The sequence below is a fragment of the Reinekea marinisedimentorum genome (assembly GCF_004341165.1).
Lineage (GTDB): Bacteria > Pseudomonadota > Gammaproteobacteria > Pseudomonadales > Natronospirillaceae > Reinekea > Reinekea marinisedimentorum.
The window spans coordinates 242,060-257,845 of the sequence record NZ_SLZR01000002.1 but is presented as its reverse complement, the minus strand read 5'-3'; the positions used below and the strand labels follow the sequence as shown (position 1 = coordinate 257,845).

17 protein-coding genes are annotated in these 15,786 nt (G+C 53.1%); 3 read left to right on the top strand and 14 right to left on the bottom strand.

The features are described 5' to 3' along the window. The first annotated feature begins 37 nt into the window (after nt 1-37). Together deoD and cdd are read left to right on the top strand one after the other, a co-directional pair. Nucleotides 38-748, top strand: coding sequence for a purine-nucleoside phosphorylase (gene deoD, locus BCF53_RS03475; RefSeq protein WP_132699926.1), 711 nt, complete (start codon nt 38-40; stop codon nt 746-748). Nucleotides 749-772: 24 nt separating this feature from the next. Further along, nucleotides 773-1,174 (top strand): cytidine deaminase, encoded by a 402-nt coding sequence (gene cdd / locus BCF53_RS03470; RefSeq protein WP_132699924.1) that lies wholly within the window; start codon nt 773-775, stop codon nt 1,172-1,174. Nucleotides 1,175-1,442: 268 nt separating this feature from the next. Here the strand turns inward: cdd and BCF53_RS03460 are convergent, their stop codons facing one another. The 13 genes from BCF53_RS03460 to BCF53_RS03400 form a co-directional block, all read right to left on the bottom strand. Beyond that, complete coding sequence (locus BCF53_RS03460) at nt 1,443-2,189, bottom strand: TrmB family transcriptional regulator (RefSeq protein ID WP_132699920.1); 747 nt, start codon at nt 2,187-2,189, stop codon at nt 1,443-1,445. Then, a complete protein-coding gene (locus tag BCF53_RS03455; protein WP_165901794.1) occupies nt 2,186-2,896 on the bottom strand; it encodes an NAD(P)H-flavin reductase in 711 nt (236 codons plus the stop codon). The genes BCF53_RS03460 and BCF53_RS03455 overlap by 4 nt, the downstream gene beginning before the upstream one ends. 98 nt (nt 2,897-2,994) lie before the next feature. Then, nucleotides 2,995-3,369, bottom strand: a complete 375-nt coding sequence (locus tag BCF53_RS19285; protein ID WP_207902636.1) for a hypothetical protein — start codon at nt 3,367-3,369, stop codon at nt 2,995-2,997. Between the two features lie 138 nt (nt 3,370-3,507). Beyond that, on the bottom strand, nt 3,508-4,971 hold the full coding sequence (gene ubiD / locus BCF53_RS03445; RefSeq protein ID WP_132699916.1) for a 4-hydroxy-3-polyprenylbenzoate decarboxylase: 1,464 nt from the start codon (nt 4,969-4,971) through the stop codon (nt 3,508-3,510). Between the two features lie 24 nt (nt 4,972-4,995). Further along, the gene (locus BCF53_RS03440; protein ID WP_132699914.1) at nt 4,996-5,376 is read right to left on the bottom strand and encodes a gamma-butyrobetaine hydroxylase family protein; all 381 of its coding nucleotides are present in this window, start codon (nt 5,374-5,376) and stop codon (nt 4,996-4,998) included. Nucleotides 5,377-5,504: 128 nt separating this feature from the next. After that, nucleotides 5,505-5,726: a toxin-antitoxin system HicB family antitoxin gene (locus tag BCF53_RS03435; RefSeq protein ID WP_132699912.1), complete on the bottom strand. Its 222-nt coding sequence runs from the start codon at nt 5,724-5,726 to the stop codon at nt 5,505-5,507. A gap of 1 nt (nt 5,727) precedes the next feature. After that, nucleotides 5,728-6,150: a putative toxin-antitoxin system toxin component, PIN family gene (locus tag BCF53_RS03430; RefSeq protein WP_132699910.1), complete on the bottom strand. Its 423-nt coding sequence runs from the start codon at nt 6,148-6,150 to the stop codon at nt 5,728-5,730. A gap of 24 nt (nt 6,151-6,174) precedes the next feature. After that, nucleotides 6,175-6,999 (bottom strand): hypothetical protein, encoded by an 825-nt coding sequence (locus BCF53_RS03425; RefSeq protein WP_132699908.1) that lies wholly within the window; start codon nt 6,997-6,999, stop codon nt 6,175-6,177. An 80-nt stretch (nt 7,000-7,079) separates the two neighbouring features. Continuing rightward, nucleotides 7,080-8,414, bottom strand: coding sequence for an ATP-dependent protease ATPase subunit HslU (hslU, locus tag BCF53_RS03420; RefSeq protein WP_341539403.1), 1,335 nt, complete (start codon nt 8,412-8,414; stop codon nt 7,080-7,082). A 29-nt stretch (nt 8,415-8,443) separates the two neighbouring features. Further along, complete coding sequence (gene hslV, locus BCF53_RS03415) at nt 8,444-8,962, bottom strand: ATP-dependent protease subunit HslV (protein ID WP_132699904.1); 519 nt, start codon at nt 8,960-8,962, stop codon at nt 8,444-8,446. Nucleotides 8,963-9,100: 138 nt separating this feature from the next. After that, nucleotides 9,101-9,736 (bottom strand): SPOR domain-containing protein, encoded by a 636-nt coding sequence (locus BCF53_RS03410; RefSeq protein ID WP_132699902.1) that lies wholly within the window; start codon nt 9,734-9,736, stop codon nt 9,101-9,103. A gap of 12 nt (nt 9,737-9,748) precedes the next feature. Next, entirely contained in the window at nt 9,749-11,434 is a 1,686-nt protein-coding gene (gene argS, locus BCF53_RS03405) for an arginine--tRNA ligase (protein WP_132699900.1), read from the bottom strand. 271 nt (nt 11,435-11,705) lie between these two features. Next, a complete protein-coding gene (locus BCF53_RS03400; protein WP_279389123.1) occupies nt 11,706-13,877 on the bottom strand; it encodes a primosomal protein N' in 2,172 nt (723 codons plus the stop codon). Between the two features lie 159 nt (nt 13,878-14,036). On the opposite strand from BCF53_RS03400, the gene rpmE reads away from it, so the two are divergent. Then, nucleotides 14,037-14,252, top strand: coding sequence for a 50S ribosomal protein L31 (gene rpmE / locus BCF53_RS03395; RefSeq protein WP_132699896.1), 216 nt, complete (start codon nt 14,037-14,039; stop codon nt 14,250-14,252). A 123-nt stretch (nt 14,253-14,375) separates the two neighbouring features. On the opposite strand, the gene BCF53_RS03390 is transcribed toward rpmE, so the two are convergent. Next, nucleotides 14,376-15,584: a uracil-xanthine permease family protein gene (locus tag BCF53_RS03390; RefSeq protein WP_132699894.1), complete on the bottom strand. Its 1,209-nt coding sequence runs from the start codon at nt 15,582-15,584 to the stop codon at nt 14,376-14,378. Nucleotides 15,585-15,786 lie beyond the last annotated feature (202 nt).

Genomic DNA, 15,786 nt, shown 5'->3' with positions numbered 1-15,786 from the left:
TGTTCAATTGGTCAGTTTTTATAGAAAGGAAAATTGCATGGCAACTCCACATATCAAAGCCGAAATGGGTGCATTTGCAGAAACAGTTTTAATGCCCGGTGACCCACTGCGCGCCAAGTACATTGCCGATACATTTTTAAGCAACGTTGTTCAGGTGAACGATGTGCGCAACATGTTCGGTTTTACCGGTGAATATAAGGGTAAAAAAGTCTCCGTCATGGGGTCCGGCATGGGCATCCCTTCTATTTCCATTTACGCGAAAGAGCTGATTACTGAGTTTGGCGTTAAGAACCTGATCCGCGTCGGTTCCTGTGGTGCCATTCACCAAGACATCAATCTGCGTGACGTGATCATCGCCTCCGGTGCAAGTACCGACTCTGCTGTTAACCGTGCGCGCTTGGCCGGTTATGATTTCTCTGCCACCGCAAGCTACAGCCTGCTGGAGCCAACCGTAAACGCGGCTCGTGCGGCAAACCTGCCGGTACGAGTGGGTAACGTCTTCTCTGCTGATCTGTTCTATACCCCGGTCGACGGTATTTTCGATACGCTGGCGAAGATGGGCATTCTGGCAGTAGAAATGGAAGCCGCTGGCCTATACGGTGTTGCTGCCGAGTACGGTGCGAACGCACTGACGGTACTGACCGTGAGTGACCATATTCTGCGTGGTGAAGCGACCAGCTCCGACGAACGTCAGAATACTTTTAATGACATGATTGAAATTACACTGGAAGCAGCCACTCAGCTGTAATGCCAACCGAGTAAGGGTAACGCTATGTCTGAAACGTTTGACCTGTTATTGCCAATTGCAAAAGAGGGTGCAGCGAATGCCTATGCGCCTTACAGCAATTTCCAGGTAGGGGCTTCAATTTTGCTGAAAGACGGCACGATGATTCCGGGCAGTAATGTTGAAAACGCCAGCTTCGGTATGACACTTTGTGCCGAGCGCAATGCCATTTCCAGCGCGGTTGCTCAGGGTTATAAACCCGGTGATATTAAAGAGCTGGTTTTATACATACCGCATGATCAGATGTTCTCACCCTGTGGCGCTTGCCGGCAGGTGATGAGCGAGTTTTTAGCGCAGGATGCCAAAGTCATCGCAGTGAATAAAGGTGGTGATAAAAAGCAGTGGACGGTTGCTGAACTCTTGCCTGACGGCTTTGCGATGCCCGAGTAACGCTCATAAAAAGGCTCCTTCATTTGAAAGAGCCTTTTTATTGTCGCAACCTGATTAGCATCCAGCATCCAGCATCCAGCATCCAGCATCCAGCATCCAGCATCCAGCATCCAGCATCCAGCATCCAGCATCCAGCATCCAGCATCCAGCATCCAGCATCCAGCATCCAGCATCCAGCATCTAGCATCTAACAGCACCGGCGCAGAAAGTTCCGCCAGGTAGCGCTGATACTTCTCACGTCTTACATCCAACGCCTCACATCCCACCCCTAAAGCGAATTCCAGAGCGTATCAAAAATAACCTGATGGGTTTTGGCAATGGTGGGTGACTGGATCACCACTGCCGTGGGCAGATCTCCTTCGCTGAGCGAGATCAGCGCCACCTTGGGTGGGTAAATGGCGATGTAAGAGCCGGCATTCTCGCTGGACTCTTCATCAATCCATTTACGGTCAGCGAGCTCGGCTTCTTCACCGCCTTCGCCTATCGCTATCACTTTGACGTTAATCCCCAGCTTGACTCGCTGACGGGTATAGTTGGGAAATGGCCGGTACAGGTGCTTGCGGATGGCCTTGGCAGAATAGACGCAATAGCTGCGCTCCTGCTGTTCGCTGACAGTGGAAAGAATGTCTTTCAATACCAACTCAATACCGTCGTCATCTTCATAGTAGTGAACATCGGCATTGCCGGAGGCCGGTTGCAGGTGGGCCAGCTGCGGAATCACCTTTTCTTCAAGCAACTCCATGGCTTCGGTGACCTGATCCTGATGCTTCAGCGCCAGCTCTTTCAGCCGGGAGGGCGGCTCGGCACTAAAATGACGACGTTTGCCTTTGGGGAACAGGCTGACAATGCCTTTCTGCTGCATGCGCTTGAGCAGCTCGTGGGTGGTGCCGCGGTTGATGCTGGCGCGATCGGCGATATCACGGATGGATGCAGGGCCGGAGGCCAGCAGCGCCAGGTAGATGCGGGTTTCGCGCGGTTCAAGGCCAAAGGTTTTGAGTATTTCCGCGGTGTTCATTTACTCTCTCGAGGGGCAAAGTCGAATACATCGCTGATCATATGGTCGGCCTTAAAGCCTTTTGCGGTGAGCATGTCGTAAACCGCGTAGACCATTTCCGGCGATCCGCAGGTGACGGCCTGGCATTGAGCGAGGTCATCCTCATGGTCGGCAAAAATGCCGTGCACCAGTAGCTTGTGCTTGTCGTCCCAGTGGCTCTGTTCCGAAATCAGCGCTGTGGTATGGATGTTGGTGAAGTCTTCGGCCCATTGTTCGGCCTTTTTCAACATGTAAAGGTGGCTCAGGTTGTAGCTGGTCCAGTAGATGTAGGTTGGCCGCTTCGAGCGCTGATGAATGAGGTCTTCGACAATGGCCTTCACTTGCGCAAAGCCGGTGCCGGAAGCGATCAAAAGCAGTGGGCTGTTGGATTCCGCAAGTTTATCCAGCGAGCAATTTCCCGATGCCGGGTTTAGCTCAACGGTGTCTTCTCTTTGCAGGTAGGCGATCAGGTTATCGCTGGTTTCCGAGCCGCCCTGAATGTGTAATTCAATACAAGGCTGCTTTGGCGAGCTGGCGATGGTGAAGTACAGATAGCTGAAGCCTTCAATAACCAGCTCCGTATACTGGCCCGCTTTAAACGGATATTTCGACAGGGGTTTTAGATGAACGCGCCAAACGTTGCCGCTGAGTTGCTGAATATCGTGTACTGTCGCTGATGTGGTCGCCAAATCCGGTTCCTCGCGCGAATGATAAATGTCCATAGACATTATACTCATTAATAACGCGCGAAGAGCCGAATCAGCAGATGGTAGGAGGCAGAACGGCCTTAAGAGATCACTTCGTAAGATTTCGGCTCGCTGCCTTCAAAGGTGATTTTAACCTTGGCATCGCCTGCCATCTTTTTCAGGGCCGGCCATTTCAGACTGAGAATATCAACGATATAGGGGTCTGAAGCGTGCATGTGCGTCGTCTTTTTCAGCTTCGGTGCGCGGAAGTAAATGTAGTGCAGGTGGTAAATATCAATCAGCACAATAAAGCCATTCAGCATGGCAACCGGCCAGGCGCCAATCAGTATGCCGTAGCTGGAAAACACTGACGCGCCGACCAGGTTGATCCATCGCAGCCAGACAATGTTAGACATCATTAAAGAGACGGCGACGAGAATTGATCCGAGGTAGCCATATATTTCTAGGGTTTGCATAGTAAGTAATTCTGTTAGTTGACCGAGTGGTCAGAATTATAGTCGTGCAAATCTGAAATACCAGAGAGTAGGCATTAATTTATTATGAAAAGGGTGGTACGAATCAATTACAGGGGTGTAAAGGGAGCCCGGCTGGGCTCAAACCTTCAGTTTACTCAGTAGCTCTTTCATTCGCTCATGAGCTGCCTGGTTGCGTTCAATTGGCCGGCCCCACTCACGCTCGGTTTCACCCGGCCATTTGTTGGTGGCATCCAGGCCCATTTTTGAGCCCAAACCGGAAATTGGGCTGGCGAAGTCGAGGTAGTCAATCGGTGTGTTTTCGACCAGTGTGGTATCGCGTGCCGGGTCCATGCGGGTGGTAATGGCCCAGATTACGTCTTCCCAGTTCCGCGGGTCGACATCATCATCGACCACAATCACGAACTTGGTGTACATAAACTGGCGCAGGTAAGACCAGGTACCCAGCATTAAACGCTTGCCGTGGCCGGCATACTGCTTCTTCATGCTGATGACCGCGATACGGTAGGAACAGCCCTCCGGCGGCAGGTAAAAATCGACAATCTCCGGGAACTGCTTCTGCAGGATCGGTACAAAGACTTCGTTCAGCGCAACACCCAGAACGGCCGGTTCATCGGGTGGCCGGCCGGTGTAGGTGCTGTGGTAAATAGGGTTGTTACGGTAGGTCATGCACTCAATGGTGAAGACCGGGAAGCTATCGACCTCGTTGTAGTAACCGGTGTGATCACCATAGGGGCCTTCCGGCGCGGTTTCGCCGGGGTACAGATAGCCTTCCAGAATAATCTCCGCGCTTGCCGGCACCATCAGCTCATGTGTTTGGCACTTCACCAGTTCGGTTCGGCTGTCGCGCAGCAGGCCGGCAAAGGCGTATTCAGACAGGGTGTCGGGCACCGGTGTAACCGCACCGAGAATCGTTGCCGGGTCGGCCCCTAGCGCGACGGCAACCGGGAAGGGTTCGCCCGGGTGTGCCTTTTGCCAGGCGGCGAAATCCAGCGCGCCGCCACGGTGCGAAAGCCAGCGCATAATCAGTTTGTTCTTGCCGAGCAGCTGCTGCCGGTAAATCCCCAAATTGGTTCGGCCGCCGTTCGGGCCTTGGGTAATTACCAGCGGCCAGGTGACCAGTGGTGCAGCATCGCCTTCCCAGCAGGTCCAGATAGGCAGTCGAGTCAGGTCGACGTCATCCCCTTTAACGATGTTTTCCTGCACCGGTGCCTTCTTCAGTACCTTGGGTGCCATGCTCAGCACTTTCTTCAGGATGGGCGCTTTTTCCCACAGGTCTTTTGCACCCTTGGGCGGTTCCGGCTCTTTCAGGTAAGCCAGCAGCTTGCCGATCTCGCGCAGCTCTTCGGTGGATTGGGCCCCCATGCCCATGGCGACCCGTTCCGGCGTGCCGAACAGGTTACCCAGCGTCGGCATATCAAAACCAATCGGGTTTTCGAACAGCACCGCCGGGCCTTTTTTGCGCAATACCTGATCGCAGAATTCGGTCATTTCCAGGTTTGGGTCAACGGGATCTTTAACACGGATCAGCTCCCCGGCCTGTTCAAGCTGAGACAGAAAATCACGAAGGTCTTTATATTTCATAGCGTCTTCTTTTGGTTATCCGGTTCAAAGCTGAGTGATATTGATGAAGGTTGCTTCCCGCTTGGCACCGGCTTCTTCCAGGCGGCGCAGGTAGTCCTGCCAGTAAAAATCTTGTTTTTCACCGATGCGGTACAGGTATTTCCAGTCGTAAATACCGCTGTCGTGACCATCATCAAAAACAATCTTTAATGCGTAGCGGCCGGCGGGTTTTAAGTCTTTGATGCTGACGTCTTTCTTACCCACCTGAAGTGTTTCCTGGCCCTGGCCGTGACCCCGCACTTCGGCAGAGGGCGAGTAAACCCGAAGGAACTCCGACGAATATTCGAAGGTGCTTTCATCGCTCCAGACGATGGTCAGAATTTGCTTTTCGCGGTTGAAATCTATGCTGACGGGTTTGGCGTCCATCACTTATCTCCCAATGAAATAGGCTGGCATTATTCGTCTTACTGACGGTGTGATCAATACAATAAGGCAGTGGCGAGTACACCAAGCAAAGGTAAATTGGGGTGGTTTTACCGGGGGGATATCCGCCACTAGCTGCTAAAGTGAGAATCTAGCTTATCCAAAAGCTCTAATCCTTTTTCAGGATCGCCGGTGGCCGCCATTGCCCGAAAGCGAACTTCCGTATCAAACTCGGCAATAGCCTGAGTCGATATTTCTTCAATAAGCTTATTCAGGCTAATTTTCTTATAGGCCGCCAGTGCTTTTAAACGATTGTGTTTATCGTCAGGCAGACGAACGGTTAGAGTAGACATTTCAATCACTCCTTAACATCTGTTCGGGTTTGACTATGTGTAAATCTCTGAATTTTAGTTCTGCACCCATCAGGTCTTTTATGTTATTCGTTACAATATAGCGTGCGCCACCAGCGACCGCCGCTTCAATTAAAAAGTTATCTCCCTCATCTTTCAAATTTGGTCGCCATAAATAATGAATCGGCACCCAATCACAAACGGCATAAAACGCCGCAAGTAACTGATTGATCTCATCATCACTCAGTGGACAAAGTTCCCTTATGTCTTCGCGGTGACTGACATCTTCATATTCTAAAAACAGCGCTGTACTCATCAATGGATTGTACTTTCCGGTCAGGCAAGCCCGCAGAACCGCTCTTGCAGGTCCTGTTTTACCGATGAGTGCACTAATAAGTACGCTGGTATCAATAACAACCTTAATCATGACTAGATGGTGGCATATGTGATATCACTTATCAAGTTGCCCGGTGAATGCATTCCATTCATCCTGAACATCGACTCCATAAACTCTTTCAAAACTTGCTTTAAAAGAATCGCCGTTTTCCAGAAGCCTTAGTAAAGCGGGTACTTTTTTATCTTTATTCAAGTACTTAACGAATAAGGCGCTTTGTCGATAGCTCATATGCTGCTGGATAACGCCATCTTCCAGAGTAGGGTAATTTGTAGGCAAGCGATTTCCCCATAAACCGCCTTTCCCAAACAAGCCGGCTTTCTCCAATGGCATAATATGCTTACCTTCTGCTAAGAATGTAATTGCCTTTTCTTCACTGACAAAATCGGCACCACCTCCGTTTGAAGCGTAAACTGCTAAACCTTCGTGAAACCATTGAGGAATGTAAATGGTTTTATAAAGCGGGATCTGCTGAAACAGGTGCAGATGGGAGAGTTCATGCGTTAAGAATATTTCATAACGATTGTTTTCGAACGCTCGTGGTGACAAGAAAAGTCCGGTTTTATAAACCGCGGCTGAGATTCGTTCGTTTAGTTTCGTGTAGCGGGCAAAGCATTTGGGCGTGTCGCAAATATGAACAGTGACCTTCGATGTGAACGGCTTCTGATGCACCTGTTCTATTGTCTGGATGGATGAATCTATAACAGAGGCAATAAGCCCTGCCTGTTCTTCCATGCCTTGCTTGTAGAGAATCCGGGAATCTGAATAAACCTGGAATTCATCTTCAACCGGTGAAATTTCCGGTACGGGCTTGAAATAGCTACAAGCTGCAGCAGTTATACTAAAGAGAAAGATAACTGAAGATGTGAGAATCCTTTTCACATTGCTGCCTGTTCGCAAAGGGGGAGGCTTATTATCAAATTAAAAAGCCGACACAATTGTCGGCTTTTTGAAAAGGCAATTTAAAGAATAAAGCGGCTCAAATCTTCGTTCTGAACCAGTTCACCCAGTGAGTTATTCACATAGTCGGCATCGATAACCTGCTTTTCACCGCTGCGTTCGCTGGCGTTAAAGGAGATCTCCTCAAACAACCGCTCCAGAATGGTATGCAGGCGTCGGGCGCCAATGTTTTCAGTGCTCTCGTTGACCTGGAAGGCCGTTGAGGCAATGGCTTCAATAGCGTCGTCCGTGAATTCCACATCCAGTTCTTCGGCCTTCATCAGTGCCTTGTACTGGTCTGTCAGACTGTAGTTGGGCTCGGTCAGAATGCGTTTGAAATCGTTTGGCGTCAGTGCGTTCAGGTTCACGCGAATAGGCATACGGCCCTGCAGTTCCGGGATCAGATCGCTCGGCTTGGAGAAATGGAACGCGCCACTGCCAATAAACAGGATGTGATCGGTTTTCACCATGCCGTATTTGGTATTGACGGTACTGCCTTCAATCAGTGGCAGTAGGTCGCGCTGAACGCCTTCGCGGCTGACTTCACCACCGCCACGGTTTTCGTTCTTGGCGATCTTGTCGATCTCATCGATAAAGACAATGCCGTTCTGTTCAACCGCTTCCAGTGCGCGCTGCTTCAGGTCATCTTCGTTGACCATGCGTGCGGCTTCTTCATCGGTCAGCAGCTTCAGGGCTTCTTTAATTTTGACTTTGCGTTTTTTAGTCTTGCCGCTGCCAAGGTTAGAGAACATGTTCTGCAGCTGGCTGGTCATCTCTTCCATGCCCGGAGGCGCCATAATTTCTACGCCGGCTGCAGATTCAGAGACATCAATTTCCACTTCTTTATCGTCCAGTTGACCTTCACGCAGCTTTTTACGGAAAACCTGACGGGTGCTGGAGTTCGAGTCTGAGGTGTCGTTTTCGCCGGAGCCGGATCGTGCCGGTGGCAACAGAATATCCAGAATGCGGTCTTCGGCGGCGTCTTCCGCGCGTGGGCGAACGGCGTTCATTTCCTGTTCGCGGAACAGCTTGATGCCGGTTTCGGCGAGGTCTCGCACGATGGATTCAACATCGCGGCCAACATAGCCTACTTCGGTGAATTTGGTCGCTTCAACCTTAATAAAGGGCGCATTCGCCAGCTTGGCCAGGCGGCGGGCAATTTCGGTTTTACCGACACCGGTTGGGCCGATCATCAGAATGTTTTTTGGCGTGATTTCTTCACGCATGCGTTCATCAAGCTGCATACGGCGCCAGCGGTTACGCAGCGCAATGGCGACAGCACGTTTGGCTTCATCCTGGCCGATGATGTGCTTATCCAGTTCGTGAACAATTTCTCTTGGGGTCATTGTTGACATGATGGTTTCCTGAAAATTCGGTGAGCGCGTACTTAAAGCACTTCAATCACGGCGTTGTGATTGGTGAAGACGCAAATGTCGCCAGCCATAGCCAGAGATTTTTCTGCAATGGTTTTGGCATCCAGTTCGGTGTTTTCATACAGCGCGCGTGCGGCTGCAAACGCATAGTTTCCGCCGGAACCGATGGCAATGACGCCATGCTCGGGTTCGACCACATCCCCGGTACCGGAGATGATCAGCGAGGCTTCGGCATCGGCGACGATGAGCATCGCTTCTAAGCGTCGCAGAGCGCGGTCGCTGCGCCATTCTTTGGCCAGCTCTACAGCAGCGCGGGTCAGATGACCGCTGTGCTGCTGCAGGTGAGATTCAAATTTTTCAAATAGGGTAAAGGCATCGGCGGTGCCGCCTGCGAAACCTGCAATTACCTTATTGTGATAAAGGCGGCGAACTTTACGGGCATTGCCCTTCATAACAGTGTTGCCGAGGGAAACCTGGCCGTCGCCGGCAACAACAACCTGGTCATTGCGGCGCACCGCAACAATAGTAGTCATAGCATTTTTGCCTGTTTGTGAGTGTAGCCAGATATGTGGGGATGTTTGGGCAGGATTAAAGGCAGGTTTACAAAAATTGCGGTTATTCGAGAGAGCTGAACGGCCTGCCGCTTTCCGGAAGCAGGCCGTATTTATTCATTAAAGCTTCTTCACCAGCGGCTGGTAGTTTAGGTCGGCGAGGATATCCTGCGCCTTGTTTAACGATGGCCGGTGTTCGAACGGGCCAACGACAACACGGTGGTATGTGCCTTTGCCGGCCACTTCGACCGACTGAATCTCAGCGCTGGGCAGGCCGTTCAGAATCAGCTCGGCGCGGGCGCGATCGGCATCGGCGACACTGCGGAACGAGGCCACCTGTATAATCCAGCTGGTCGGCTCTTCGGTTACCGTTGCTTCTCTGCTGGCCGCGCTGCCTGGGGTTACTTCGCGGTTGGCATCGCTGGGCAGGTCGATAGAGACTTCTTCGTTTTCCAGCAGTTCATAGAACTCAAACGCCTTCTTCATGGTTTCTGCTTTGTCTTTTAAATCCTGCAGCGTTTCATGCTTGGGTGTTTCGGTGGTTGCTTTGGGGGCCGGCTTCTCGGTGTTTTCCAGCGCCGCGGTAAGTTGTTCACGCACCGCTTCGGCACCGCCGGTTTCTTCGGGGACGTGGCTTAAAAAGTACAAAAAGCCCACAAAACCGGTGGCGACGACAAAGGTAAACACCCACACCCAGCGCGGCACCCGGCTGCGTTTAGGCTCCGGGCGCGGCTTGTTTGCAAAATCTCTTGCCATACTGAGCTTCCGTTACATGGATTCCGGTGCGCTGACACCCAATAGGTGCAGGCCGCTGGCAATGACCTGGGCGACAGCCTTGGACAGCGCCAGTCGGGCATTGCGGATATCATCTTCTTCAACCAGCATCTTGTTGCTGTTGTAGTAGCTGTGGAACAGGCCGGCCAGATCTTTCAGGTAGGTGGCGACCATTGAGGGTTCCAGCGAGTCGGCAGCAGAAACGACCACATCCGGGAAGCGGCGCAGCTGGGTAATCAGCTCACGCTCGGCGTCCAGTTCCAGGTTACTCAGAGCAGCCAGGCCGGCCTTCTGGTCGAAGGTTAGATCACTTTCGGCCAGCTTGCTGAGCATGCCGTGAATTCGGGCGTGCGCATACTGAATGTAGTACACCGGGTTTTCATTGCTCTTGGAACGCGCCAGATCGATATCGAAGGTGATCTGTGCACCGCAGCTGCGGGAAATCAGGAAGTAGCGGGTGGCATCGCGGCCCACTTCTTCGATCAGGTCGCGCAGCGTTAAATAACTGCCGGCACGCTTCGAAAGCTTCACTTCTTCACCGCCGCGGGTCACCAGAATCATCTGGTAAAGGGCGTAATCCGGGAAGCCCTGCGGGATGCCTTCGTTCAGTGCCTGCAGGCCGGCGCGTACGCGGGTCACGGTGCTGTGGTGGTCGGCACCCTGAACGTTAATGACGCGGTCGAAGCCACGCTCAAACTTATTCTTGTGGTAGGCGACATCCGGCAGGAAGTAGGTATAGCCACCGTCTTTCTTGCGCATGACGCGGTCTTTATCGTCACCGAATTCGGTGGTCTTCAGCCACATGGCGCCGTCGTTTTCGTAGGTGTAGCCATTGTCTGTTAATTGCTTAACAGTTTGCTCCACCAGGCCGCCGCTGTACAGCGAGCTTTCCAGGAAGTAGATATCGAAATCGACATCGAACGCCTTCAGGTCTAAATCCTGTTCGTGGCGCAGGTAGGCCACGGCAAATTCGCGGATGGCGTTGAGGTTATCCACATCTTTTGCGCCGGTGGCTTCTTTATCGTCGGCATGGACGGTTTCGCCGGCCATGTACGCCTTGGCGATATCAATAATGTATTCGCCACGGTAGCCATCTTCCGGCCAGCCTTCGTCATCCGGCGTTAAGCCTTTGCAGCGTAATTGCACAGACAGCGCCAGGTTGTCGATCTGGGCACCGGCGTCGTTGTAGTAGAACTCTCGGGTGGGTTCCCAGCCGTTGGCTTCCATGATGCGGCACAGGGAATCTCCCAGGGCGGCGTTACGGCCGTGACCCACGTGCAGTGGGCCGGTTGGGTTGGCGGATACAAACTCCACCTGCACCTTCTTGCCAGCGGCGTTGATGTTCCAGCCGAACTGGGCACCATCTTCAAGAATTTGCGCGACCACCTCGGCGTTGGACGCGCCGGAAAGGTAAAAGTTAATAAAGCCGGGGCCGGCAATTTCGATCTTTTCAATCAGCTGATTATCGGGAATGGCCGCGATAATCTTTTCAGCAATGGCGCGCGGATTACTTTTGCAGGGCTTGGCCAGTGTCATTGCCAGATTGGTTGCCAGATCGCCGTGTGCTTTGTCCCGGGTGTTGTCAACTGATACGCGAACGGCGTGATCCTGAGGAATAACGCCCTCAGATTTCAATTGATTTGCTGCAGATTCAAGCAATAGGGTGATTTGCGGTTTCATGAAACGTAAAACTCCGGAACGGGGGATTTGGCTATAAGAAAAGGATCCGCATTATCCATGTTTTGCGCTTGGTTCGCTACCGGTGTGACCCCGAGGAGGAAGCTGTTCCGCTTCGGGAACGTACAAACAAGGGGCGCTGTAAACCCATCTATGGGGCTCAACTTCGGCATCCATGCCTCAGTTGCCCTTGTTTGTGCGTTCCAGAAGCGAAAAAGCGGCACCCTGTGAATCTCGAAGACAGCCACTGAGTCGGGTGCCTCCGAATGCAATGTTAAGCCAGATCCGCCGGATCAATATCAATATGCCAGCTCACCTGCTGAGCTTCACGCGGGTAGTGCTTATGCAGCGGGTTCAGTGCCTGATGCAGCGTGCTGCGCTTATCGCTCTGTACAATGATCATGTAGCGGTGTTTACCGGCCCTGCGCGACATCAACGCCGGCAGTGGCCCCAATACCCGCACGGTACCCAGGCCAATCAGGTAGTGCGCCATCTCCTTCAGGCGGGCTTCGCAGCGCTCGGCATAGGGACTGTCGGCACGGATCACCGCCAGATAGCCAAACGGCGGCAGGCCGGTGCGCTGGCGTTCTTCGAGCAGCTCGACAGCAAACTGGCGGTAGTCGTGCTTGAGCAGAGGTTCAAAGATCGGGTTATCCGGGTAGTGGGTTTGAATCAGCACCTCGCCGCGTTTGCTGCCCCGGCCGGAACGCCCGGCGACCTGAGTCAGCAACTGGCCCATGCGCTCGCGGGCGCGCAGGTCGGCACTGAATAAACCGGTGTCGATATCCCAAATGCCAACCAGCGTGACCCGCTCAAAGTGATGGCCCTTGGCCAGCATTTGCGTGCCGATGATAATGGCTGGACCCGGCACTTCGGTTTGTTTCAGCTGCTCTTCAAACTTCTTGCGGGTGCTGGTGATGTTGCTGTCGAAGCGGATGATCGGAACCTCCGCAAAGCATTCGGCGAGCAGCTCTTCGGCGCGCTCGGTGCCGGTGCCCATCGCACTGACTTCATGCGAATGGCAGTTCGGACACTGGCGAACCGGAGCCTGTTGAAAGCCACAGTGATGGCAGATGTTCAGATTGTTGTGACGGTGGTGGGTCAGGTGCGCATCGCAGTAAACGCAATCAGCAATCCAGCCGCAGTCTTCACAGAACCACGATGGCGCATAACCGCGCCGGTTGAGGAACAGCAGCACCTGATTGCCGTCGCCGAGGTGCTCTTTTATGCGCAGCAGCATCTTTTCAGAGAGCCCCTGGCGCTGATCCTGTTTACGCATATCTACCGTTTCAACGTGCGGCAGGCTCTGCCCGGCTGCCCGCTGGTTCAGCTGTAAGTAGCTGTAATGGCCGTTGCGAGCATGGTGCAGGCTTTCCAGCGACGGTGTGGCGGTGCCGAGTATGATCGGGATGCCCTCGTTACGAGCTCGCATCAGGGCGATATCACGGGCCTGATAGCGCAGCGTATCCTGTTGTTTGTAAGATTGATCATGCTCTTCATCGACCACAATCAGGCCCAGATCTGGGATTGGCGTCAGTATGGCTGAGCGCGTGCCAATCAGGATAGCGGCCTGGCCGAGCGATGCCTTCAGCCAGTTGTTTTTACGCTGATTGTCAGAAAGCCCGGAGTGCAGGCTGATAACCTCATCGGCAAAGCGGTTCTGAAAGCGGCGCAGGGTTTGCGGCGTCAGGCCAATCTCCGGCACCAGCACCAGAGCCCGGCGACCCTGCTTCAGGCAACGTTCAATGGCTTGAAGGTACACTTCGGTTTTGCCGCTGCCGGTGACGCCTTCCAGCAATGTTGCCTGGAAACCGGTCTCGTTTAGATGTGCCAGCGCGTGTTGCTGGTCATCGTTGAGCCGCAGCGAGGGCTCATTCAGCTGGCCGCTGGCGGCGACCGGCTCATGCAGGCTGACGGCCTCCACCTCGATAAAATTCTTTTTTTCCAGCGCCTTCACCTGCGCGCTATCGTGGCCGTGCTCTTTAGCGCTTTTCAGCGAGCAGCGCCGCTGTTGCTGCACGAAGCTAAGCAGCGCCTGCTGCTTTTCTGATCGCTTTAGCTGCGCAGGCTCCAGCGCTTCACCGGCAATGGTCAGCGACAGCCATTTTTCCGCGGCCAGTGTCGCCGGCTCGCCATCGCGCAGAAGCTTGGGCAGCGCCAGTAAAAAGCTGCTGCTGAATTCGTGCAGGTAATAGCGGCTCATCCAGCCGGCCAGTTTCAAAATGTTTTCCGGCAGAATGGGCTGTTCATCGAGCGTTGCTTTCACCGACTTGAGTTTGCTGGTATCAATTTCCCGGGTGCTGATTTTTGAATCAACGACAACGCCAACGACTTCACGTTTACCCAGTGGCACTCTACAGCGTATTCCGGGTGCTACAGCGGTGTGGTGAAGGTACACGAGAGGCTCATGAAACGGCCCGGGAACGGCGATTTTTACCGGATGCAAAGACTGTTGGTTTAAGCTTGTCAATTGAGGTAACTCTGGTATGATTGCGCTCCCTTTTTGGGGGCTGGCGATAAGCTATTGTGCCTCCAATGTTAATGTTCCGTCAAAGCGCGGTGCCTGGCATAAGATCAGGTGGCGGCGTAAATTGAGGTAAATGCAATGCAAACTGAAATTCATCCAAAGTATGAAGAGCTGGTAGCAACTTGTTCTTGCGGCAACGTTGTTAAAACTCGCTCTACTCGTTCTGGCACTATGCACCTGGACGTTTGTTCTGCTTGTCACCCGTTCTACACTGGTAAGCAGAAAGTTGTTGATGCGGGCGGCCGTATCGATAAGTTCAAAAACCGTTTCGGCGCTCGTACTCTTAAGAAGTAATTCAAAGAGTCGCACTAAGCGAGTTTGGAGAGAAGCCCGGCAATGCCGGGTTTTTTTATGCCTGCAGATTTTATCTGGAGGGCTGAGCAGCTTCGAATGCCGCTGCTCAGGCTGGCGTTTGCCTCAGACCGCCTTGGTTTTTGGCAATACCAGATTTAGCAAAATGGCCACCAGTGCACTCAAAGCAATGCCCTGCAGCTGGAAGGTGCCAATCTGCAAGAACATGCCACCCAAACCGAACACCAGCGTGATGGCAACAATCACCATATTGCGCGAGTCGGTCAGATCGACCTTGGCTTTGGTCATGGTGCCAATGCCAACGGTACAGATGGTACCGAACAGCAGCGTCATGATACCGCCCATTACCGGCACCGGGATGGACGCCAGCAACGCACCGGTCTTACCAATAAAGGACAGCAGAATCGCGAAGCCCGCGGCCCAGGTCATGATCACCGGGTTGAAGGCTTTGGTCAGCGCTACCGCACCGGTCACTTCAGAGTAGGTCGTGTTTGGTGGGCCACCCAGCAGTGCCGCAGCAGAAGTAGCCAGGCCATCACCGAGCAGTGTCTTTTTCAGACCCGGCTTTTCCAGGTAGTCTTTGTTGGCGGTGTTGGAGATCGCCACCATGTCGCCAACGTGCTCAACGGCAGGTGCAATCGCGACTGGCAGGATGTACAGAACCGCTTCCCAGTTCCACTCCGGGGTGACGAAGTTCGGCATGGCGAACCAGGCCGCATTGGCCACGCCAGAGAAATCGACGATGCCCAGGAACAGAGAAATCACATAACCCACGACCAGACCCGCCATTACAGGCAGCAGTCGCAGCAGTCCGTGACCAGCGGTGGCCACCAGAATCGTCGTAATCAGCGCCGGGATGGCAACCATCAGCGCCTGATTCATCGGCACCAGAACAGCGGCACCGTCACCCGTCTTGCCCAGCGCCATATTGACAGCAACCGGCGCCAGTCCCAGACCAATGACAACAATCACAGGGCCAACAACAACCGGTGGCAGCAAGCGGTGAATAATGTCGTTACCACGAATAGCCACCAGGGCACTGAGCAGTGCGTAGAGAACGCCAGCGGCAAACAGACCGCACATGGTTGAAGGGATGCCCCATTGATTCACGCCATAAATAATGGCCGGAATGAACGCAAAGGAAGACGCCAGAAACACCGGTACGGTGCGCTTGGTAATAACCTGGAAGATCAGTGTGCCGAGACCGGCAGTAAACAGCGCGACGTTAGCGTCGAGCCCGGTAAGAATAGGTACAAGTACCAGCGCGCCAAAGGCGACAAACAACATCTGTGCGCCAAGTAATGCATTTTTCATGGCTAGGGTTCCCAAAAGGTGAGTGAAAAACTTTTGGGGCGCTAATCTATAACATATTGATTACAAAGGAAAAACCTGTGCATTTGGTCTGCTTTGCTATGGTCAAATTGCAAATGGAAGATCGGCAGCACGGGTGTTCACCTGTTCGAAAAATAGTAGCAAAAATACCTGAATTGACGGCGCTGTTTAGTTGAGTCGTTGC